The sequence below is a fragment of the Pedobacter sp. GW822-FHT03F06 genome, from assembly GCF_058801365.1.
This window is the reverse complement of the sequence record NZ_JBXANE010000003.1, coordinates 1-20,824: the sequence shown is the minus strand read 5'-3', so window position 1 is coordinate 20,824 and position 20,824 is coordinate 1. Positions and strand designations below refer to the sequence as shown.

19 protein-coding genes are annotated in these 20,824 nt (G+C 37.9%); 12 read left to right on the top strand and 7 right to left on the bottom strand.

The features are described 5' to 3' along the window. Positions 1-55: 55 nt before the first annotated feature. Together AC1RJ8_RS05540 and AC1RJ8_RS05535 are read left to right on the top strand one after the other, a co-directional pair. Positions 56-517 carry a MaoC family dehydratase gene (locus tag AC1RJ8_RS05540; RefSeq protein WP_029275744.1) on the top strand — a complete coding sequence of 154 codons (462 nt, stop codon included), beginning with the start codon at positions 56-58 and terminating at the stop codon, positions 515-517. Between the two features lie 60 nt (positions 518-577). Further along, the gene (locus AC1RJ8_RS05535) at positions 578-1,117 is read left to right on the top strand and encodes a hypothetical protein (protein WP_492953249.1); all 540 of its coding nucleotides are present in this window, start codon (positions 578-580) and stop codon (positions 1,115-1,117) included. Here AC1RJ8_RS05535 and AC1RJ8_RS05530 read toward each other — a convergent pair. Together AC1RJ8_RS05530 and AC1RJ8_RS05525 are read right to left on the bottom strand one after the other, a co-directional pair. Then, positions 1,114-1,578 carry an iron chaperone gene (locus tag AC1RJ8_RS05530; RefSeq protein WP_492953250.1) on the bottom strand — a complete coding sequence of 155 codons (465 nt, stop codon included), beginning with the start codon at positions 1,576-1,578 and terminating at the stop codon, positions 1,114-1,116. The two genes, AC1RJ8_RS05535 and AC1RJ8_RS05530, sit on opposite strands and share 4 nt — an antisense overlap. 1 nt (position 1,579) lies before the next feature. After that, positions 1,580-2,023 carry a DUF2721 domain-containing protein gene (locus AC1RJ8_RS05525; RefSeq protein WP_492953251.1) on the bottom strand — a complete coding sequence of 148 codons (444 nt, stop codon included), beginning with the start codon at positions 2,021-2,023 and terminating at the stop codon, positions 1,580-1,582. Between the two features lie 240 nt (positions 2,024-2,263). Here AC1RJ8_RS05525 and AC1RJ8_RS05520 point away from each other — a divergent pair, with 240 nt between their 5' ends. The 6 genes from AC1RJ8_RS05520 to AC1RJ8_RS05495 all read left to right on the top strand — a co-directional run bounded on the left by AC1RJ8_RS05520 (position 2,264) and on the right by AC1RJ8_RS05495 (position 10,401). Then, positions 2,264-3,892 (top strand): acyl-CoA carboxylase subunit beta, encoded by a 1,629-nt coding sequence (locus AC1RJ8_RS05520; protein ID WP_492953252.1) that lies wholly within the window; start codon positions 2,264-2,266, stop codon positions 3,890-3,892. A gap of 184 nt (positions 3,893-4,076) precedes the next feature. Continuing rightward, complete coding sequence (locus tag AC1RJ8_RS05515; protein ID WP_492953253.1) at positions 4,077-5,240, top strand: dipeptidase; 1,164 nt, start codon at positions 4,077-4,079, stop codon at positions 5,238-5,240. Positions 5,241-5,498: 258 nt separating this feature from the next. Then, entirely contained in the window at positions 5,499-6,455 is a 957-nt protein-coding gene (gene trxB / locus AC1RJ8_RS05510; RefSeq protein ID WP_492953254.1) for a thioredoxin-disulfide reductase, read from the top strand. Positions 6,456-7,343: 888 nt separating this feature from the next. Next, positions 7,344-9,254, top strand: a complete 1,911-nt coding sequence (locus tag AC1RJ8_RS05505; RefSeq protein ID WP_492953255.1) for a beta-N-acetylhexosaminidase — start codon at positions 7,344-7,346, stop codon at positions 9,252-9,254. 55 nt (positions 9,255-9,309) lie between these two features. Next, entirely contained in the window at positions 9,310-9,906 is a 597-nt protein-coding gene (locus AC1RJ8_RS05500) for a hypothetical protein (RefSeq protein ID WP_492953256.1), read from the top strand. A gap of 123 nt (positions 9,907-10,029) precedes the next feature. After that, entirely contained in the window at positions 10,030-10,401 is a 372-nt protein-coding gene (locus AC1RJ8_RS05495; RefSeq protein ID WP_492953257.1) for a diacylglycerol kinase family protein, read from the top strand. On the opposite strand, the gene AC1RJ8_RS05490 is transcribed toward AC1RJ8_RS05495, so the two are convergent. The 3 genes from AC1RJ8_RS05490 to AC1RJ8_RS05480 form a co-directional block, all read right to left on the bottom strand. Beyond that, a complete protein-coding gene (locus AC1RJ8_RS05490) occupies positions 10,390-10,956 on the bottom strand; it encodes a DUF922 domain-containing protein (protein WP_492953258.1) in 567 nt (188 codons plus the stop codon). The two genes, AC1RJ8_RS05495 and AC1RJ8_RS05490, sit on opposite strands and share 12 nt — an antisense overlap. Positions 10,957-11,075: 119 nt before the next feature. Further along, positions 11,076-11,675: a hypothetical protein gene (locus AC1RJ8_RS05485; RefSeq protein ID WP_492953259.1), complete on the bottom strand. Its 600-nt coding sequence runs from the start codon at positions 11,673-11,675 to the stop codon at positions 11,076-11,078. Further along, entirely contained in the window at positions 11,662-12,159 is a 498-nt protein-coding gene (locus AC1RJ8_RS05480) for an RNA polymerase sigma factor (protein ID WP_010601992.1), read from the bottom strand. The genes AC1RJ8_RS05485 and AC1RJ8_RS05480 overlap by 14 nt, the downstream gene beginning before the upstream one ends. A gap of 305 nt (positions 12,160-12,464) precedes the next feature. Here AC1RJ8_RS05480 and AC1RJ8_RS05475 point away from each other — a divergent pair, with 305 nt between their 5' ends. The 4 genes from AC1RJ8_RS05475 (at position 12,465) to AC1RJ8_RS05460 (ending at position 16,609) form a co-directional block, all read left to right on the top strand. Continuing rightward, positions 12,465-13,841: a dicarboxylate/amino acid:cation symporter gene (locus tag AC1RJ8_RS05475; RefSeq protein ID WP_492953260.1), complete on the top strand. Its 1,377-nt coding sequence runs from the start codon at positions 12,465-12,467 to the stop codon at positions 13,839-13,841. A gap of 97 nt (positions 13,842-13,938) precedes the next feature. After that, complete coding sequence (locus AC1RJ8_RS05470) at positions 13,939-14,439, top strand: hypothetical protein (protein ID WP_086546640.1); 501 nt, start codon at positions 13,939-13,941, stop codon at positions 14,437-14,439. Between the two features lie 305 nt (positions 14,440-14,744). Next, positions 14,745-15,107 carry a BlaI/MecI/CopY family transcriptional regulator gene (locus tag AC1RJ8_RS05465; protein ID WP_108201046.1) on the top strand — a complete coding sequence of 121 codons (363 nt, stop codon included), beginning with the start codon at positions 14,745-14,747 and terminating at the stop codon, positions 15,105-15,107. 5 nt (positions 15,108-15,112) lie between these two features. Beyond that, the gene (locus tag AC1RJ8_RS05460; protein WP_492953261.1) at positions 15,113-16,609 is read left to right on the top strand and encodes a M56 family metallopeptidase; all 1,497 of its coding nucleotides are present in this window, start codon (positions 15,113-15,115) and stop codon (positions 16,607-16,609) included. A 141-nt stretch (positions 16,610-16,750) separates the two neighbouring features. Here AC1RJ8_RS05460 and AC1RJ8_RS05455 read toward each other — a convergent pair whose 3' ends face one another. Further along, positions 16,751-19,411 (bottom strand): TonB-dependent receptor, encoded by a 2,661-nt coding sequence (locus AC1RJ8_RS05455; RefSeq protein ID WP_492953262.1) that lies wholly within the window; start codon positions 19,409-19,411, stop codon positions 16,751-16,753. Beyond that, complete coding sequence (locus AC1RJ8_RS05450; protein ID WP_492953263.1) at positions 19,408-20,364, bottom strand: GLPGLI family protein; 957 nt, start codon at positions 20,362-20,364, stop codon at positions 19,408-19,410. Before AC1RJ8_RS05450 ends, AC1RJ8_RS05455 begins: the two co-directional genes overlap by 4 nt. Positions 20,365-20,824: the final 460 nt, after the last annotated feature.

Genomic DNA, 20,824 nt, shown 5'->3' with positions numbered 1-20,824 from the left:
AAATAATTATTAATTCGCCAGCCGCATAACGCTTGGCACTAAAATATATATCAAAATGCAAATCATTACCTCCCACGCAGAATTTGAACAATACCTTGGCAAGGAATTAGGCGTTTCTTCATGGCATACCATTACACAAGAACAGATTAATAAATTTGCCGATGCCACATTAGATCATCAATGGATTCATGTCGATGAAGAAAGAGCCCAAAATGAAGGCCCTTTTAAAGCAACCATAGCGCATGGTTATTTAACGCTTTCGTTAATCCCTTACTTGTGGAAAGAAATTGTTGATATCCAAAAATTAAAAATGGAGATCAATTACGGTATCGAAAGTTTAAGGTTTGCGCAAGCAGTTACCGTTAACAGTAAGGTAAGGTTAAAAGCAAAATTGGCTTCTATTATTAATCTTCGGGGAGTAACCAAGGTAAATATGGCTATCGAAATGGAAATTGAAGATCAAAAGAAGCCTGCCTTTAGTGGAGAGGTAGTTTTCTTGTATCATTTTGTGAATTAATAGTTTACAATGCAGCGCATTGTTTATCTTTAAAATTAAATAAGGCAAAACAAATGCATCATGATCTTAAACTGGAAATCTTTAAGTTTTATTTTAATTAGTTTCGCTATCCTTTCTTGCCAGAAGAATAAGGCTCAAAACAGGGCTGCTGATTCATTTTTGCCTATGCAGATTGGCAATTTATGGTATATGAATGCCCAATCCTACACCGAAATCAAGGATACTGTTCGCATCAACAAAAAGCTTTTTTACCAGTTTTATTCTTTGGTTGGTGGCGATGCAGTGAGTACAGTTTATTTAAGGATAGACGAGCAGAATAAATTGATTGAGGGCTATCCCGATAGTCCTTTGAAAACTTATACCAGAGCTGATTTCAATGCAAAAATTGGCGATAAGTTTTTCACGACAGGAGAAAAGGATGAAAATGATAACGAAGTAACTGTTATTCAAAAATCGGATGCGGAAATTACATTTTCGTTTGATCCGATTTATCATCCAAATTTAAAAGGATACCCATCGCAGGTAAAATACATAAAAGGTAAAGGCTGGGCCGAAAAGTTTAAAAAGCTGAAGATTGATGGTGTAGTTTATCAAAATTAGCCTTTACGTTTATATACTTTTTCATATTGTTCAATCCATTGTGCTGGTGTAACCTTTCTGGTGAGTTCGGCAATTAGTGCATACGGAATATCATCAGACTTTTTAAAACGAACACAGCCTTTGCCCATATCGAGTTTGTATTTAGCGTGTTTAGGATATTCAGCCTGAAACCATTCCAGTAAATCAGTAAAAGTATACAATCCTAAGTGATGCATAACAATAAAATTCTTTTGCGAACCAATATTGATAAAAGGTAAAGCCTGTTCTGGTGTACAATGGTAACCTGGAGGATAAAGCCCGAGTGGAATAACATATCCCAGCATGCCGTAGGTAATCTGTTCCTCGAAACCAGCTGGCAGGTTTTCTAAAATAGTATCTCTCAATTTCGAAACGGGCGCTTTCCTTTCTTCAGAGAGGTTGTTTAAATATTCCTCAGGTGTATTAATAACAGATGGTTGCATATCAATCTTTATCAAATTTCTTTTTAAACCTACTTACAATTGATGGATTATCGAGCTCCTCTAAACTGCTCAATTCCAGCTCCAGTGCTTTTGTACTGATCTGGATTTCTATTAACGAAATGATTAATGATATCATAAAAAATATTAAACTCAGTGCAAAAAGAATTTCAGCAAAGGTATTCCACTCCAAATAAATAAAAAACATACAAAAAAGGCAGCTGGCAAAGCTAAGTACACCAAAAGCCTGCATGTTTTTGATCAGTCTTAAGCGGTAACGCAGGTTTTCGATCTGTTTATGAAGGGCTGCATTTTTATCGCCATTCTCATATTTCGATTTTAAACTTCTCACTAAACTGGCCAAAGCCAAAAAACGATTGGTATAAGCCAGCATAATTAAGCTGATGGCAGGAAACAATAGCGCAGGAATATTGATGGTTAGTTCCATTTTTCGGATTTACCCAAAAATATCATTTTAAACGGATATCTTTCACATTAACCGCGAAGGACGCAAAGTTTTCGCAAAGAGATTTATTATAGCTGAAGTATAAATCTGTATTTTTTCATTGCTTTTTCTTTGTGTACTTTGTGGTTAAAAAGCATAGCGCACTTTGCGGTTAAGCTACCGTTAGACCAGAAACCGTTTTGGTCAATATTGTTTTTCTAAAATTAAATTTAAATTGCCACCATGAATATCGAATTCAATAAAAATGAGGATGTAAATAAACAGTTGGTATACGAACTGAAAACCAGACTCAAAAAAATATATTTAGGTGGTGGCGAAAAAAATGCGGCCAAACAAAAGGAAAAGGGAAAATTATTGGCCCGCGAGCGCATTGCTTATTTAATTGATAAAGATACCGACTTTTTAGAAGTAGGTGCTTTTACAGCTGATGGCATGTATGCCGAACAAGGTGGCTGTCCTTCGGCCGGAGTGGTGTGCGGTATTGGCTATGTAAGCGGAAGGCAATGTATGATTGTAGCCAACGATGCCACTGTAAAAGCAGGAGCCTGGTTTCCGATGACTGCAAAAAAGAACCTGCGCGCGCAGGAAATTGCTATGGAGAACCGCTTGCCGGTCATTTACCTGGTTGATAGCGCTGGTGTATATCTCCCGATGCAGGATGAGATTTTCCCCGATAAAGAACACTTTGGAAGGATGTTCCGTAACAATGCCATGATGTCGTCGGAAGGAATTGTACAGATTTCGGCCATCATGGGCGCTTGTGTTGCTGGTGGAGCCTATTTACCCATCATGAGCGATGAAGCGATGATTGTTGATAAAACCGGATCGGTTTTTTTAGCGGGTTCTTACCTGGTAAAATCGGCCATAGGTGAGGAGGTTGATAATGAAACTTTGGGCGGAGCCACAACTCATTGCGAAATATCGGGTGTTACCGATTATAAACATCCTAATGATCAGGCCTGCTTAGACAGCATAAGGAACATCATGAGTATGTTGGGTGCGCCTCAAAACGCAGGTTTTGATCGGATTAAACCAGCAAAACCAAAAGAAAATGAAGAAGAACTGTATGGCATTTTACCAGAAAACAGAGATAAACCTTACGAAATAATGGATATCATTAACCGTTTGGTTGATCAATCTGAATTTGAAGAATACAAAAAAGGCTACGGGCAAAGCATTGTTTGTGGTTTAGGCCGTATTGATGGCTGGGCAGTAGGTATTGTAGCCAACCAGCGTAAAGTGGTGAAGTCGAAAAAAGGAGAGATGCAGTTTGGCGGTGTAATTTATTCTGATAGTGCCGATAAAGCTACCCGTTTTATTATGAACTGTAACCAAAAGAAAATCCCATTGGTATTTTTGCAAGATGTTACTGGCTTTATGGTAGGCAGCCGATCAGAACATGGTGGCATTATTAAAGATGGTGCTAAAATGGTTAATGCTGTGGCCAATTCTGTGGTGCCAAAATTTACAATTGTATTGGGCAATTCTTATGGTGCAGGCAACTATGCCATGTGCGGTAAGGCTTACGACCCTAGATTGATTTATGCCTGGCCAACGGCTAAAATTGCAGTGATGGGCGGCTCGCAGGCTGCAAAAACTTTACTTCAGATTCAGGAAGCCTCTTTAAAAGCTAAGGGAGAGGTGATTACTGCGGAAAAAGAAGCCGAATTGTTAAAAGAAATCACTGATAGATACGATAGCCAAACCACACCTTATTATGCTGCATCGCGCCTTTGGGTAGATGGTATTATCGACCCGTTAGAAACCAGAAAGGTTATTTCGATGGGGATTGAGGCCGCCAACCAATCGCCGATTACGAAGAAATTTAATGTTGGGATTATACAAACTTAGGGTTTCGATGTGCTGTCAGATGTTACCATCTGACAGTTAATATTACATAATTTTTTACCACCTAAGCCATCTTAGCACACCCGAGTTCTGAACATAAAAATGTCTTTGTTTTTTAGTGGTGAAAAAAATAGATGGGAACTCGAGTGTCTGAATTGATCAAAACAATTAATATTATATTTAGCGCATGAAAAATCTTTATCTTTTTCTTGTCCTTACACTATTGCAGATCAATCTCTTTGCCCAAAATCCGGATAAAATTCATCAAAATGCGATTGTAATCGATACCCATGGAGATATACTGTTCAATCAGATCAAATCGGGTATCGATATTGGCAAGCTTCAGCTTAAAGGTAATTTCGATTTGGTAAGGGCCAAACAAGGCGGATTGGATGTTCAGTTTTTTTCCATCTGGTGTGATGAAAAGGGTGGGTATGCTGTAGCTAACCAGGAAATAGATTCACTTTATAGTTTAATTAAACGATACCCCGATAAAATCCAGTTGGTTACCACCGCCAAAGATTTGGAGCAGGCTGTTAAGCAACAAAAATTGGCTGCGATGATAGGGGTAGAAGGTGGCCATATGATCGAAAACCGTTTGGATTATATTGATAGCTTAGCCAAGCGGGGAATGGCTTACCTTACTTTAACCTGGAACAACAGTAATCCATGGTCCAGTTCGGCAGCCGAAGAAACTTCGGGCAAAGTGAAACCCGAAAACGCGGGCTTAAACAAATTCGGAAAACAGGTAGTTAAACGTTTGAATAAACTTGGCGTAATGGTCGATTTATCGCACGTAGGCGAAAAAACATTTTATGATGCCATTGCTACATCTGCTAAACCCGTAATTGTTTCTCATAGCTGTGTTTACGCGCTAAATCCGGTTCCACGAAATTTAAAAGATGATCAGATTAAAGCTGTAGGTAAAAATGGGGGTGTAGTATGTATTAATTTTTATAGCGGTTTTTTAGATTCTACTTTTAATACGAAACAAGAAGCTTTCTTTGCAAAATATGATGGTGAACTAAAAACGTTGAGCACTAAATATGGCAGGAGCAATGCCATTGATACGTTGATTTTCAACCATCAGGCTGATGCCGATGCCACACGACCACCAATTGCACTTTTGGTTAAACATATTAGCCACGTAGTGAAATTAATCGGCATAGATCATGTTGGCTTGGGCGCAGATTTTGATGGCGCCGAATCTTTTCCCTTAGGTATGAACAGCGTAGCAGATTATCCTAAAATTACCGATGAGCTGATTAAAAACGGATATTCGGAAAACGATATCAAGAAAATTCTGGGAGACAATATAATTCGGTTGATCAGAGCGAATAAAGGGAAATGATTTATTGTGCTGTTATCGTGCGGTCAGATGTTACTTTATTGTGCTGTCGGATGTTACCATCTGACAGGCGAAAAAACAATCACGAAATAGGTAATCAGTATCAGATGGAAACATCTGACACCACGAATCTCTTCACCAGGCACTCTGCGCTAAGCTTAGGTGTTAATAAGTAAACTATGTTGACAATGTGCACTTGCCAACAAATATTTAAAGCATTAAATTTGCGCTACGATTAATGAATTTCAAACACACAATATAATGTCACAAGAAAACGAACACGTTCAGTGTTTAATTATAGGTTCAGGTCCTGCAGGTTATACTGCTGCAATTTATGCTGCCAGAGCTGATTTAAAACCAATTATGTATACCGGAATGCAAGCCGGTGGGCAGCTTACTCAGACTACAGATGTAGAAAATTTTCCAGGTTACCCGCAAGGAATTATGGGGCCAGAAATGATGGAAGATTTCCGTAAGCAGGCTGAGCGTTTTGGTACCGATATCCGTTTTGGTTATGTAAGTTCGGTAGATTTCTCTTCAACACCACATAAAGTAGTGGTTGATGAAATTAAAACCATTACAGCTGATACCGTAATTATTGCTACAGGCGCTACAGCAAAATGGCTGGGTTTACCAAGTGAGCAACAATACAATGGTTTTGGAGTTTCGGCCTGTGCCGTGTGCGATGGCTTCTTCTTTAAAGGACAAGATGTTGCCATTGTAGGTGCTGGAGATACTGCTGCCGAAGAAGCAACATATTTAGCCAAATTATGTAAAACCGTTCATTTATTGGTGCGTAGAGATGAATTCAGGGCTTCTAAAGCAATGGTGAGTCGCGTTTTAGCTACACCGAATATTGTGGTGCATTACAATACCGAAACCCAAGAGATTTTAGGTAACGGTAAAAATGTAACTGCAGTTAAAGTTTTAAATAACAAAACCGGTGTTGAATCTGATCTCGCAGTAGAAGGTTTCTTCGTAGCTATCGGTCATAAACCGAATACCGATATTTTTAAAGGTCAGTTGGATATGGATGAAACAGGTTATTTAGCTACCAAGCCAGGTTCTACTTTAACCAATATCGAAGGCGTTTTTGCCTGTGGCGATGTGCAGGATATGTACTATAGACAGGCGGTAACTGCTGCAGGTTCTGGATGTATGGCAGCGCTCGATGCCGAAAGGTACTTGGCTGCTAAGGAACATCCTGTTGAAGCATAAAAATAATTTCAAAATATTTTGAAGAAGAGAAATCAGCAATGGTTTCTCTTTTTTTGTTAAAATCGTCATCTCAACTGGAATGCAGTGAAATGGAGAGATCTATCAGTAGGAGTTCCAAAAGATGGTTTCTCTTTTTTTGTTAAAATCGTCATCTCGACTGGAACACAGTGAAATGGAGAGATCTATCAGTAGGAGTTCTAAGAGATGGTTTCTCTTTTTTTGTTAAAATCGTCATCTCGACTGGAACGCAGTGAAATGGAGAGATCTATCAGTAGGAGTTCCAAAAGATGGTTTCTCTTTTTTTGTGATTGATGTTTTTTGGAAAGCAAGTGCAGCAGCTCTTTTTATTGTTAGTCCTGCTTTTCATTACAAGTTCGCACTCGTTCCTCGCTTGCGTGCTTTCCATTCCAATCAGGTTTAAATACTTAGGTTTCTGTTACTATTTAAAATTGAACAGCATGTTGCCTAGAATAGGTCTTCTACGCTTTGCAACCCCAAATAGTTAAAATGGCCGTGCCACTTAAACCTGGCAGTAGTGGCAGCTCCCGATATTTCATCGGGACTATAACGGATGACAGGGCTATCGCAACCCAAACGCTTCTGCTCCTGATTTTCATAAAAGTAGTCGTCATTTCGACTGAAACGCAGTGAAATGGAGAAATCTGTTGTGTAGAAGCTATAAAATATAGACTTCTCGACTGCATTGCATCCGATAGCTATCGGGTCCGCTAGAAATGACGATGTCTTAATATTAAGATTTATATGCGTTATGCAGTATAGTCAAACGGTTGATCTCGATTGTAACAAGAATGTGAGATTCGGAATCTGGCCATAATCTCTATCTTGGTTCCAACAATCAAATAAGTCTATAAAAAACCTAAACACAACATGAACAAAGCATTATCGATTTTTATTGGAGTATTAATCAGCACGAGTGCATTTGCGCAGAGTGATCCTAACCTGGGGATCATACCTGCACCTGTAACCATTACCAGGGCAAACGGAAATTTCATTTTAGATAAAACCACAGTTTTAGTAAATCAGAGCATCGACGGCGCAAAGATGGCTGATTTATTAAATGCTTTTATCGTTACCAAGGCAGGTTTTGCCTTACGTGAAACTAAAATTACCCAACCAAACCAAAAAGCAATTGTTTTAACATCTGTTGGAGCAGATCAATTGCCAGCTGAAGGTTACACGATTAAAGTTACCCCAAAACAAATTATTTTAACAGGAAAAGGCGCAGGCCTTTTTTATGCGGTTCAATCTGCTATGCAGATGATGCCTGATAAATTGGCTGATAAAATTACCATCCCGGCAGTTGATATTAACGATTATCCACGTTTTGCTTACCGTGGAACGATGTTGGATGTAAGCCGCCATTTCTTCCCGATCTCTTTTATCAAAAAATATATCGATCAGTTAGCTTATTATAAAATAAATACTTTCCATTGGCATTTAACTGACGATCAGGGCTGGAGATTGGAGATTAAAAAATACCCAAAACTGGTAGAAATCGGTTCTTCACGTAATGGATCGATTATTGGTAATTACCCAGGTAATGGCAATTATCTTACACCGGTTAAAGGTTATTATACCCAAGAAGAAGCTAAAGACATTGTTAAATATGCAGCTGCTAAATACATTACGGTAATACCCGAAATTGAATTGCCGGGCCATGCCTCAGCAGCAATTGCAGCATATCCTGAATTAAGCTGTTTCCCTGATCGTGATACTTTTATCAGCGATAAAACGCCATGGTCGGGCAGCAGAAAAGGTAAACAGGTACAGCAAACCTGGGGTGTTTTTGATGATATTTTTGTGCCATCAGCAAATACTTTTACCATGTTGAATAATATTCTGGATGAGGTTATTGCTATTTTTCCATCAAAATACATTCATATCGGTGGTGATGAGGCACCTAAAACCTATTGGAAAGAATCTACCTTCTGCCAGAACCTGATGAAGGAGAAAGGTTTGAAAGATGAGCATGAATTACAGAGCTATTTTATCCAGACGATAGAAAAACATGTAAACGGAAAAGGACGCTCGATTATTGGTTGGGATGAGATTTTAGAAGGTGGTTTGGCGCCTAATGCAACCGTAATGAGCTGGAGAGGTGAAGATGGCGGAATTGCAGCTGCACAGCAAAAACACGATGTAATTATGACACCAGGTTCTATGGGTTTATATATCGACCATAAACAATCTAATTCTCCTGATGAGCCGGTAACCATTGGCGGATTCGCGCCATATCAAAAGATTTATGCTTACGATCCGATTCCGAAAGTGTTAACCGCTGATGAAAGAAAATACATAAAAGGTGTGCAGGCAAACATGTGGTCTGAGTATATTAAAACTACAGCAAAAGCAGAAAATCATGCTTTCCCTCGTTTATTGGCTTTATCCGAAATTGCATGGTCGCCGGTTGACCGTAAAGATTTAAAGAATTTTTCTGAACAACGTTTACCAGCTCATTTGGCCCGTTTAGATAAAATGAATGTAAATTTTTGGGTACCTACACCAATTGGTCAGAGCGATAAACCTTTAACAGGCGGAGAATTTACAATTGATTTAAAAGCGCCTGTTACCGGAGCTAAAATTTATTATTCGATTGATCTGTCACGTCCATCAGAAAATGCATTCTTGTACACCTCGCCAATTAAAATTACAGTACCTCAAGGCGAAAAGAGGGTATTAAAAACCATTGTTATTGCACCAAGCGGCAGAAGAAGTGTAACTACAGAAACGGTTTTAAATAACGGAGCACCTGAAGTTAAAACGGATGGTAAGAAATAAATTGCTTTAAAAAGCTAAAATCCTTAATTTGGGGCAACCAAAATGTCCTAAATAAATGAAATTACAGAAATATACATTACAGCATCTCTTGTTAATTACAGGGATGCTGTTTTGTTTTGCATGCACAGAAGAAAAACCGAAAGAAGTTAAAGCTGAGACCGCAAAAGTTGAAAAGAACCCTTTTCGTTTTTACAGGGATATAGAAGTAAAACCCGGATTAAATTTTGAAATTGTAAGCTGGGGAAAAGGGGTAGACTCTATCGGAGGCTATCAGATTTTAATGTCTGATTCTGTTCGTAATAACTATAGGTCGGCCGCTGTAGATCGCAAAGGCATTATCACCGATGCCTGGAATATGGATTTAGACAATGACGGAAATCCTGAATTATACATTCAATTATTAAGTAAAAAGACAATTTCAGATCTAAATGTTTTTGAATATGCTGGCGGCGATTTTAACAAGATCAGCTTTCCATCATTAAGTTCAAATCAGAAAAAAGGTTATTCAGGGAATGATCAGTTTTTTATCAAAAACGGTGACCTGTTCCGCTCTTTTCCCGTAAAAGATGCAGCAGATAGTACTAAAACAATTACCAGGACTTATCAGTATAAATTAAGCGGAAATGGTTTTTCTACAAGCGAGGTGAAGTAAGGTAGAGGGCGGAAGGTATAAGGGTGGAAGGCGTAGCGCGTGTGGAGTAAGGCGAGGAGTTATTTCTTGAAGAATCGTCATCCTGAACTTGATTCAGGATCTATCATGCAATTTAAAAAAACAATGAACAACGAAAAATTTTCTATCATCGATCGGATCAAGAGCTTTAAATATGCTTTTAATGGCCTGAAACTATTTTTCGTTAACGACCATAACGGTAGGGTTCATCTGTTTGCAGCAATCATCGCTATTGGCCTATCTTTTTACCTGAAAATTTCCAGTTCAGAGTGGATTGCTATTTTATCTGTTATCTCGGCTGTTTTTGTTGCCGAAATTTTAAATTCAGCTATAGAAAAACTGGCCGATGTGGTTTCTCCGGAGTATCATCCCAAAATTAAAATGGTAAAAGACTTAGCTGCTGCTGCGGTTTTGGTGGCTGCATTTCTGGCGGTAGCCGTTGGTTTTTTTGTCTTTATTCCAAAACTATTCTTGTAATTCGGCCATTGCTGTCCTCGATTCTTCAATCTTATCCTGTATAATGTCATCCCATCGGGCTTGCATTTTATGGTTGCTGCCATGCTCGGTTTCTTCATCATAGTTACGTTGCATGGTATCGAAATAATTGCTGATCTGATTGGCGAGTTCAGATATCTGGGCTTTATAGTTGCTTACAGAATAGTTCCGGTTTTTTAGTACCCTTTCGGCCTCCAATAATAAAATATAATGGATATCGGCGTGCCCCTGTTCGTGGTGTAAAAGACTTGCCCGAATTTCAGGGTCTTTAATTTTGTCCCACTTAACCCATGATCTCGTTTTATCAATGCTTACATCATTTTTAAGCTTAATGGCAACGCGATTACGGTAAACAGTGCTGGAGTAACTGTATTTCCATGTCATTGCAGTCAGCGCAAAAAATGGCGAGCGCATATCGGCTTTACCTTTAAAATGCGTTTCCCAATTCAATTGAATGGGCCCGGAAAAATCCTGTTTAAAGGCAAATGTGCATGGCAATGCCAGCAAAAATAAAAGGGCAATTATTCGTGTTTTCACCTGTGTAATTTTAGTTTCAACACCGTTGAAACTATCTTGATTTATCTATATCATTGTTGAATGATAAATCAGGATGGTTTCGTGTGTTGATTTTTACAATGAAAAAACCGTGCCTAAAATTATTCAGGAGTAGAAATCTGTCCGCTAATGCGCTCAAATTTCTCGATTAATAAAGCTATCCGTTCTTTTTCCCTACTCATTACAGCCTTTCTTAATATTGTTGAGCAAAATAAAATCCATAGGGCCGTTAAGCCTACGGCTAAAACTTTTTGAACAAGATTAAAGTGTGCAAGAATTTCTACAAAATAAAATATGATGCCCAATGAAAGTGCAATCATATAAAACCAATATAAAGAGTTGTAAAGTTTATAACGGTTTAATTGATAGGTTTTTAAGTTGTTTAAATATTTGTGCGGATGAGCGGTGAAATCGGTTTTCGAAATTAACCTGTAATCGCGGTACAGAATTAAGGTATATACGCCAATGGCAATAATGGTGATGCTGATTCCGACGTGTGTAGTCCACGATTCGAAGTGAAAAAATATCCATAACGCAGCAATGGCAATAAAGGATGCCAGCATCCCCAAAATGTTTAAAGCAGATTTTAGCTTTAATCCATTTACTTCTTTCTTCGCTTGTTGCAGCATTTCATCAGCAGAAACCTTAACTTCTACCTCGTGCTTTTGCCACAACTCCTGTATTTGATCAAACGCTTGCATACTGGTTATATAGTTCTGTTAATTTTTGTTTAATGCGGTGAATTTTTACCCTCAGGTTGCCTTCGCTTATTCCAGATATATCGGCAATTTCATGGTATGGTAATTCATCAAGTACCATTGTAATAATCAAACGGTCATTCTCTTCGAGCTTGGATATACATTTATAAAGTAGGGCAACCTGTTCATTTTTCTCTGAAAATTCCTCTATTTTATTTTCTATGATGTTCTCTGTTAATTCATCTTTCGCCTGTCTTTTTTCCGATCTCAAATAAGTTAAACAGGTATTCACGGCAATTCTATAAATCCACGTAGAAATTAAAGATTTGTTTCTGAACTTATCCAGATTTTGCCAAACCTTTAAAAAAGTTTCTTGCAGAAGATCATTTGCAGCGTCGGTATCGCCAGTATAACCATAACATAAATGGAATATCTTTTTGGAATTTGAATCGAAGATCTCTTTAAATAACTTGTCTTTTTGTTCCATTTAGGGGTTTATAGTTGCGTTTTAGATAGTGATGTGCGTTTTTTGTTACAACAGAAATCAAAAATAATATATTTTTTAATGTCATTGAGTTAAAAGTTTTTAGCAACAGATGCAGACAGATAAACTCGGATTTTCACATCTGAGTGCATCCTTTCTGTCTGTGGTTAAATTATTTCTGCGCTGTCGAATGGTTTAACTTAACCACGTTGTTATATTTTTTAATCTCACCTGATATCAAAATTTGTTACACGCCGTAAATATCGTAGTTTTACCAAATTAAGAGTACCACAAACTTTTTATTATTCATGAAAAAAAACAAACTCACGCTTTTCATTTTCTTAGCGCTGATTGCGGGTATTGCATTGGGCTATATTTTAAATGTCAATTCAATCGATGTCTATAACCAGAAAATACTCACCGCCGATGCGAAAGTTAAAAGTATAGAGGTAAGCATTGCCAAAACTACCGATACCACAAGTATTGGCTATACACAACTTAAGGCCGAAAGAAAAGCAAACGCTAAAATCAAGAAAGAAAACGAAGATATCAGAGAAAAAAAATTAGAATATTTTACGTTATTGAGCGATATCTTTCTTCGCCTGATTAAAATGATTGTTGCGCCATTGGTATTTACAACCTTAGTGGTCGGTGTAGCCAAAGTAGGCGACATTAAAGCAGTGGGCAGAATTGGCGGTAAAACACTGGGCTGGTTTTTGGCCATGTCGTTAATGTCGCTGGTGTTGGGTATGATTTTAGTAAACTTATTCGAACCCGGAAGACATATGAAATTATCATTGCCAGATCAATTGGTAAATACCGGTATCCAGAAAGCATCGATGAGTGTGAAAGATTTTATTGCGCACGTTTTTCCAAAAAGTATTGCCGAATCGATGTCAACCAACGAAATTTTGCAGATTGTTGTATTCTCTTTATTCTTTGGTGTAGCAACGGCTGCCATTGGCGATTTAGGCCAGATTGTGATTAAAGCATTTGATGCCATTGCTCACGTAATTTTAAAGATGACCGGTTATGTGATGAATTTCGCGCCTCTGGCGGTTTTTGGAGCCATGACCGCCATTGTGGCCAAACAAGGACTTAACGTATTAAATACCTATGCCATATTTATAGGCGAATTTTATCTGGGATTAGTCATACTCTGGGCGTTGTTAATTTTCTTAGGATTTTTGGTATTGAAAAAACGTATTTTCCGCTTGGTAAACGATATGAAAGAGCCTGCGCTCCTGGCTTTTAGTACGGCAAGTAGTGAAGCGGCTTATCCAAAAACAATGATGCTTTTAGAGCGTTTTGGCTGCAAAGATAAAATCGTAAGTTTCGTATTGCCTTTGGGTTATTCGTTCAATTTAGATGGATCAATGATGTACATGACCTTTGCTTCTTTATTTATAGCACAGGCGTATGGCATCCATTTGGGTTTTGAGCAACAAATTTCTATGCTTTTAATATTAATGTTAACCAGCAAGGGAATTGCTGGTGTACCAAGGGCATCGTTAGTGGTAATTGCAGGTACCATTGCAAGTTTCAATATCCCTGAAGCAGGGCTAGCGCTGTTAATCGGTATCGATCCATTATTGGATATGGGCCGTTCTGCAACAAATGTTGTTGGAAATAGCATCGCAACAGCAGTGGTAAGTAAGTGGGAAGGGGAGCTTAAGGAGTCCTGAGTCTGTAGTCAATAGTCTTGAGTCCAATAGTCTCACTCAATCATTCAACAATTCTCTCATTCAATAATTAAATATTCATTCAATAATTCAATATCAAGTGTCAAGTAGAGGAAAAAAAATATTCTTAGCCATTACCATTATTGTTCCGATGATCATTTATTGCTACATCTATTATAAACCGATTATACAGAATGCACCTTTCCGCAAGGATGATTTTGTGTCAATGCAGTATAGTTATGGCTTAAAAGATACTTTGGAAAACACATATGATTCAAAGACTGGTGTTTATCAGTATGTAAATAATAAGGACTCTGTGGTGACCAAAAAGTTCTTTTTAAAGAGCAATGATGTGTTATATATGCATAGAAAGGCAAATGAAATCGGCCTTTGGAATTTTCCAGATACTATTGGTAAAAAAAGTGATAAATCCAGGTTGGTGCCGCGTTATGATATAACTTTCAATTATAAAAAAAAATCAAAACATGTAACCATTTATGGCGACTTTGATGGCAATCCAAAATTATTGGATGCGGCTGTTCAAATGAGAAAAATCATTCAGGAAACTTTACTACAAGCCGAAAAAAGAAGCGGGAAGTAGTTGGAGTTAGTCTGAGGTTAGGAGTCCGGGGTCCGAAGCCAAATTGCATTTAAATTAGTCTGATGTTGAGGTTTGGAGTCGATTAAGCTGTCCACTCAATATGTCACCCTGAGCGGAGTCGAAGGGCTGGATGAATAGTTCTGAGTTTAAAACTCGACAATTAGATCCTTAAACAGACTAAGATAATTAACCGGCTAACAGCAAGGCTATCAATCATGAACCATTAACAAAGGAACTAATGAACCGCAACTCATTAGTTCTTTTCTTTTAGGATGTTTTCGTATATTTACGATATATTCGTAATAATGGAAAAATTAACATTACAGGAAGAGGAGGCCATGCTGGCTGTTTGGCAGATAGGAAAGGGCTTTATCAAAGATTTTATGGATGTACTTCCCGATCCGAAACCACCATATACTACATTGGCATCTACCATTAAGAATTTAGAGCGTAAGGGTTATCTGATGAGCGAACGTTTTGCCAATGCTAACCGCTATAGTGCAAAGGTTAAGGAGGTAGAGTATAAAAAGCGTTTTATGAGTGGTTTTGTAAATAATTATTTCCAAAGCTCTTATAAAGAACTGGTTGCTTTTTTTGCAAAGGATAAAAAAATCAGTGCGGAGGAACTTAAAGAGATTATAAATTTAATTGAGAACCCTGAAAAGTAAATGCCATGCCACATTTCTTTATCATTTTATTGAAAATTAACCTGGTGCTGATCTTATTTTCAGCAACCTATTACGTGGTGTTGCGGAGGCTAACTTTCTACTCCATCAACCGGATATTTTTGCTGTTTGGGATCATCTTTTCTTCTGCCTATCCATTTATAAACCTTACGGAGTTTTTTTCTGCTCAAAAAGCCGTACCTGCCTTTGTTCCGCAACTCAATCAGCAGGTAAGTCAATTGGTACAACGGGATGCCACTTCGATATTTTGGCAAGGTTTAACCGGGCTTTTTTATATTGGTGTGGTATTAATGGCCATAAGGTTACTGATGCAGTTTATTTCACTTTACAGAATGCATAAAAAGTCTTCACCAGACCAGTTAAACGATTATAAAGTACGGATTTTAAATGATGAAGTAAGTCCATTTAGTTTTTGGCAGACCATTTATATCAATCCGCGTTTGCATAAGAAACAAGATTTAAGCAATATCCTCGAGCATGAGCATGTACATGTAGAAGAATGGCATACTTTAGATATTATTCTGGCCGAAATCTGTGTGGTTTTCTATTGGTTTAATCCAGGTGTTTGGTTGATGAAAAAGGCCGTCAGAGAAAACATTGAATTTATTACCGATGCCAAAATTTTAAAAAAAGGAATCGATAAAAAAGCTTATCAATACAGTTTGTTAGGTGTTGGAGCGTTACAACCATCCGTAGCTATTGTGAATAATTTTAATCTATCCGATCTTAAAAAACGCATTAAAATGATGAACGCGAAACGTTCATCAAAAGTAAATTTAACCCGCTATTTATTCGTATTACCTGTATTGCTTTGCGTTACTTTAGCGTTCACCATCGATAAAAAGGAGGTAAAGGAAAGTTTAGCGCCCCTAACCAAAATGGTAAATGATGTTTTACCAGAAAAGGTTGCTAAAGTAGCTGTACAGCCAAAAACAGTTTTAAAGCCTAAATTCAAAAATAAAATTTTTATTGATACACTGAAAAGACCTGATACTGCTACCAAAATGACTTTTATTTTTAAAAGCATTGTAGACGGTGCAGATTCTTCGCGTAAATCGATAGAAGAGACCTTAAAAGGTTTAGGTAAGCAAGTAAAGATCATGAGCTTTAAAACGAATGGAAATTTTAAAGGCAAAACTTTTGAACAACATTTCAGCTTTACCGATACCACAAATGCAGACCATAGAAATATTGTAATCAATGTATTAGCTGATAAAGAAGCTGGCTTTGAGCATTTGCCAATGCCCGGGAAAAATGGTGTTGCGATGTTTTATTTTTTAAAATCAACGGGCAAAACCCCAGCTGCTAAAGATGGAAACCAAGATGTAACAGGCAATGTGACTATGGTTAATGAAACCACAACCTATTTTTTAAATGGTAATAAAATCTCGAAAGAGGAGCTTGATAAATTAAGTGCGAATAAGATTTCTGATCTCAAAGTTGATAGAAATAATCAGGCGATTCAGATTAGTACGAAGCTATAATCGTTTTGAAATAATTAAATTCTAAAAAAAAAGTCGTCATTGCGAGAAGGCTTTTTCAGCCGACGAAGCAATTTTTATGGCAAGAATCACTAGCCTGAAAGATTGCTTTGTCGTTCCTCCTCGCAATGACGAATCTATTTATTAAAAATTAAAAGTAGCTTTCAGCATAGCCACTCTTCCCGGTATATAATACGTTCCAGTGGTCAGTGAATTTGCTGAAAGATAAATCGCATCAAACCTTTTGATATTGGCAAGATTCGTTACGCCAAATTCTAAATCTGTTTTCATTTTTAAGAGTTTGTATCTGATGTTCATATCTGCAAAAAGATATTTCAGACTAGGCTGGGTAGATTGATGCGTAAATAAATGCTCGGCCGATAAATTTAAATACACATTTCTTAAGGTTGCAATGGCCAGCGTAGATTGCTGTCTAAGCTGCTGGAAATTCGTTTTTATCGCATTAGCAGCTTGAGCTTTATTATCGGTTACCGAGAAATTGGCAAGGTAAGACCAATTGATGAAATTGGTAAGTTTTGCTTCTATGCCTGCTTTATAAGAAACGGTTTGGGCGTTAAAGGCAAACAGTTCGTTGTTCTGCAATTGATCGTATTTACTCTGTGAAAAAGTTACGCCTGCACTCACTGTACTTCTCAGATCGAAAAGATATTTACTTGCGTTTGCACTAAACGAAAGCGTACGGATATGGTTGCTTAGCGGCAGTACAACCCTTTGCTGAATATTATTGCTTAAACTGTATGAAGAAATGGTGTTTAGTTCGGCATCGCTATAGTTAGCGGTTAAATTAATAAACAACATCTGCATCGCTTTTCTAAAATTAAATCCAGCTCCGATATTATGGGTTTTCGATTCTGAAATAGGGGCATTATTGGCGAAAAGCGAGCGGTAATTTTTTAAAACTGTACCGCGGTAAACATCGTCAATTCCTCCCAAATCATTTCGGAAGGCATAATTTGCCGTTACATAATTCTCCGGACTGGTTTGATATTTTAAATTAAATGAAGGGTTTAGGAATAATTTATGCAAGCTTTTGTCTAGTTGATTTACCTCATCACTGTAATTGATCTGGTTGTAACTCAAGGGTAAACTCAATCCTGCTTTCAATTTGTCGTTTGTAAATTCATAGGTCGCATCTGTATAGAGTTTAGTTTTAAGCCAGTCCAGATCATTTACCGCATTACCCGAAACCAGTTCTGTTTGCTGGTTATTTTGTGTACGGTAAAGCTCAGAATTGAGCTGCTGCTGTTGTACATTAAAACCTGCCTTATAAGTTTGTACGAAATTGTTTTTCACAAAAGCGAATGATGCATAATTATTGGTGTACCAGGTTGGTATTTTAATGTACTGGTTTAAACCCAGGTAACTGTTTCCGTTGTTTAAGATATCGGCATTAAGTCCCGGTGTAATGTTTAGCGTTTCAGGCTGCGTTGTGCGGTTTAAATAGGAGTAGAGGTTGATTACATCTTCCGACTTCAATTTTTTTCGGTAATTAAATTCGTTGGAAATATCAAGTGTTTCCTGCCGAAGTACCTGATTTGCCGCAATATTATTGATTACAAAGCCTGAAGAGGTTTTATAAGGTACATAATCCAATACGAAATTGTTGTTCAGATAATATTTCTCTGCGTTTCCATTCAGGTTAAACTGAGTGCGGAGTTTTTGTGGATTGATCGCATTGTTCTGCGATTCTGAATAACTGATGGTTTGGCCTGAAAGGTAAGTTTCCGAAAATTTGCTGTATTGCTGGTCGCGCTGATCATATAAGTACGAGAGGTTTGCCCTCAATTGCAGGTCCTGGTTAAACTTATATAAGTTGTTTAGATTGATTAATCCAGCTTTATTAAAAAGATACCTGCTTTGCGGTAAAGAGGGCACACCAGCCGCCCCTGTAGATAGCAATCCACTTGGTTTATCATTATCGAGCCGTTTTAAATAATCCGATAAATTGTGTGAGGTAAGGTCAATACCCGGATCATTGCCAATGTTGTTGCCTTTAATATTGTTTATAAACTTCAGCTTTTTATTAAATAACATGGCCGTTAGGTTTTCGTCAAAGCGGTTGGGCATTCCGGCACCAACCGTCGCATCGCCCATTACTTTCAGTTTAGCATCGTCTTTAATCACGAGGTTGAGTGCAACATCATCGCTCATGTTGTTTTTACGCATCATTTTAATCGGTTGATCATTCTGGATCACCTGTACTTTGTCTACAGCGCTCTGTGGGATACTTTTAGTGCCAATGTTATATTTGTCGTCCAAAAGATTGTCGCCATCTACATAGAGGTTAGAAATGGCTTTTCCGTTATAGCTGATCTTTCCATTCTCTGCAACTTCGATCCCAGGCATTTTTTTGAGTACGTCGCCAATGCTCCGGTCTTGTTTGTCGGCGAAATCAGATGGCCTGTAATTTAAGGTATCGCCATTTGCTGTTAACGAAGGCCGGTTTTTTACCGTCACGGTTTCTAACGCTGTTTCACTGTTTTGTAAAACGAGATCGTAACTTTTGTTTACATCTGCCACAACCGTGCTCAGTTTTTTATAACCAATGCTCGAAGCTTCTATTTTATAGCCGGTAATCTGATCGTTTTTTATTGGAATACTAAACTCGCCATTGCGGTTAGTCCTGGTGAAATTGATCATGTTCCCCTCAGGATCTTTTAAACTGACATTAACAGACTCGATCGCTTTTCCATTGCTGTCCTTAACCAAACCCTTGATCGGTTTTTGTGCTAAAGCCGAAAAAGTAGTGAGCAAAAACACCAGCATTATAGCACATTTTCTCATTTTTTCTCTGGAATTTCGATTGGATTGTTGATCTCAGGTTTGCTTATCGTTGTGCCTCCAGCCGGGCGGGAAGCAGGATTAGCCTTAAAAGAACCTTGCATACCACTTGCGGCCATTTGAGCCTGCATAAAACCTTGAGGATCTTTATCTCTTGCTGCTTTAAGTTTATCTAATTCTTTTCTGGTGGTTTTGATGGCATCTGCAGGTAATTTAATCTCCGATCCAAGGTAAGAGGTGCTTACATCTATTCCCACCATTTTAACTACACCTGTGCCATTTGGCATTACAATTTTGCCATCCTCGCCTGAGTTTGTTTGGTTGGCATCGTCTTTTACGTTTTCAAGGCCAGCGAATGTAAATTTCACTTCTTTTTTCTCATCATAAGCCTCTATAATTAAGCCTGGCAACCCGTTTAATTTCCACGGACCACTTTGAAAAGGTATTTCTGTAGCAAACCATGCAATCCAGTTTCTACCTTTAAAGGTTGCGGTTGCTTTCTGACATGATATCCCTGAAAAACTCATAGTGTCTTTTAAAATTTTCCAGTCAATTTGCGGAGCAGTTTCTTCGATAAGATAATTGTTAAACAGGCGCTCCTTGGTAATCATTTTATGTTCATTGGCAAAAAAGAAATAATCTTCCTGTGTTAATGGAACTTTCATTTCACTTTTCACCTCGATTTTGATATTGGAGTTGCCTGTTTGGTTTTTCATCTGCTCCTGTATCTGTTTTTGGGTATTGAGTGATTGGTTCAGCTTATCGTAACTGGTGTAAACAGAAGCATTTTTTCCAGTTACAAGTAACATGTTTTCGGTTTTCGGTTTATCACGCTGCGTAGTATCCTGGATATGTGTAAAAGTATACCTTACTCTTGCTAAAGCCTTATCAGGGCTTTGGGCTTTTGCCGAAATGGTTAAGGCGGTTGCTAAACAGATGGTTAGGGTTAGTTTCATGAGTTTTATTTTTAAAGTTGTCTATTTAATTTTCGTAAATCTACGAAATATTCGTAATAAGAAAAGTGCTTTAACATTTTTTAACGAAGAGAAGGTGAGAGATGTGAAATGGATGATGGATAATGGGATGATAACGTATTCAGTTTTTAAGACAAATACACAGAAAGTTTTTTACGATTCGGAAATGAGCGGCTTGTGGTTCTTGGAGGTTTTTAGCCCCGCCATTCGCTGTAGCTCCGATGGAAGAATCGGAGGCTGTCGCTGCTGTCGGGTTTAAATCTATCGGTTAGTGTCTCACCGACCGAAACCTAATAGTATGCTCGTAGATGTTTAATTCTTATTTGAAAATGAAGAGGTGGTGGTTCTTGGCAGGCTTCAGTCCCGCTCATATCTTTATCTTTATAATAAAATAATCAAAAGAGGGAGATAAACTTGTAGTCCCGCAAGGCACGGAAATTAA

Excerpts from the sequence above, each read along its gene's own strand:
- AC1RJ8_RS05505 (WP_492953255.1), top strand. The coding sequence starts at position 7,344 with ATGAACAAAGCATTATCGATTTTTATTGGAGTATTAATCAGCACGAGT.
- AC1RJ8_RS05530 (WP_492953250.1), bottom strand. The coding sequence starts at position 1,578 with ATGCAACCATCTGTTATTAATACACCTGAGGAATATTTAAACAACCTC.
- AC1RJ8_RS05485 (WP_492953259.1), bottom strand. The coding sequence starts at position 11,675 with ATGCAAGCGTTTGATCAAATACAGGAGTTGTGGCAAAAGCACGAGGTA.
- AC1RJ8_RS05520 (WP_492953252.1), top strand. The coding sequence starts at position 2,264 with ATGAATATCGAATTCAATAAAAATGAGGATGTAAATAAACAGTTGGTA.
- AC1RJ8_RS05460 (WP_492953261.1), top strand. The coding sequence starts at position 15,113 with ATGCCACATTTCTTTATCATTTTATTGAAAATTAACCTGGTGCTGATC.
- AC1RJ8_RS05465 (WP_108201046.1), top strand. The coding sequence starts at position 14,745 with ATGGAAAAATTAACATTACAGGAAGAGGAGGCCATGCTGGCTGTTTGG.
- AC1RJ8_RS05515 (WP_492953253.1), top strand. The coding sequence starts at position 4,077 with ATGAAAAATCTTTATCTTTTTCTTGTCCTTACACTATTGCAGATCAAT.
- AC1RJ8_RS05455 (WP_492953262.1), bottom strand. The coding sequence starts at position 19,411 with ATGAGAAAATGTGCTATAATGCTGGTGTTTTTGCTCACTACTTTTTCG.
- AC1RJ8_RS05535 (WP_492953249.1), top strand. The coding sequence starts at position 578 with ATGATCTTAAACTGGAAATCTTTAAGTTTTATTTTAATTAGTTTCGCT.
- AC1RJ8_RS05495 (WP_492953257.1), top strand. The coding sequence starts at position 10,030 with ATGAACAACGAAAAATTTTCTATCATCGATCGGATCAAGAGCTTTAAA.
- AC1RJ8_RS05475 (WP_492953260.1), top strand. The coding sequence starts at position 12,465 with ATGAAAAAAAACAAACTCACGCTTTTCATTTTCTTAGCGCTGATTGCG.
- trxB (WP_492953254.1), top strand. The coding sequence starts at position 5,499 with ATGTCACAAGAAAACGAACACGTTCAGTGTTTAATTATAGGTTCAGGT.
- AC1RJ8_RS05500 (WP_492953256.1), top strand. The coding sequence starts at position 9,310 with ATGAAATTACAGAAATATACATTACAGCATCTCTTGTTAATTACAGGG.
- AC1RJ8_RS05525 (WP_492953251.1), bottom strand. The coding sequence starts at position 2,023 with ATGGAACTAACCATCAATATTCCTGCGCTATTGTTTCCTGCCATCAGC.
- AC1RJ8_RS05450 (WP_492953263.1), bottom strand. The coding sequence starts at position 20,364 with ATGAAACTAACCCTAACCATCTGTTTAGCAACCGCCTTAACCATTTCG.
- AC1RJ8_RS05540 (WP_029275744.1), top strand. The coding sequence starts at position 56 with ATGCAAATCATTACCTCCCACGCAGAATTTGAACAATACCTTGGCAAG.
- AC1RJ8_RS05480 (WP_010601992.1), bottom strand. The coding sequence starts at position 12,159 with ATGGAACAAAAAGACAAGTTATTTAAAGAGATCTTCGATTCAAATTCC.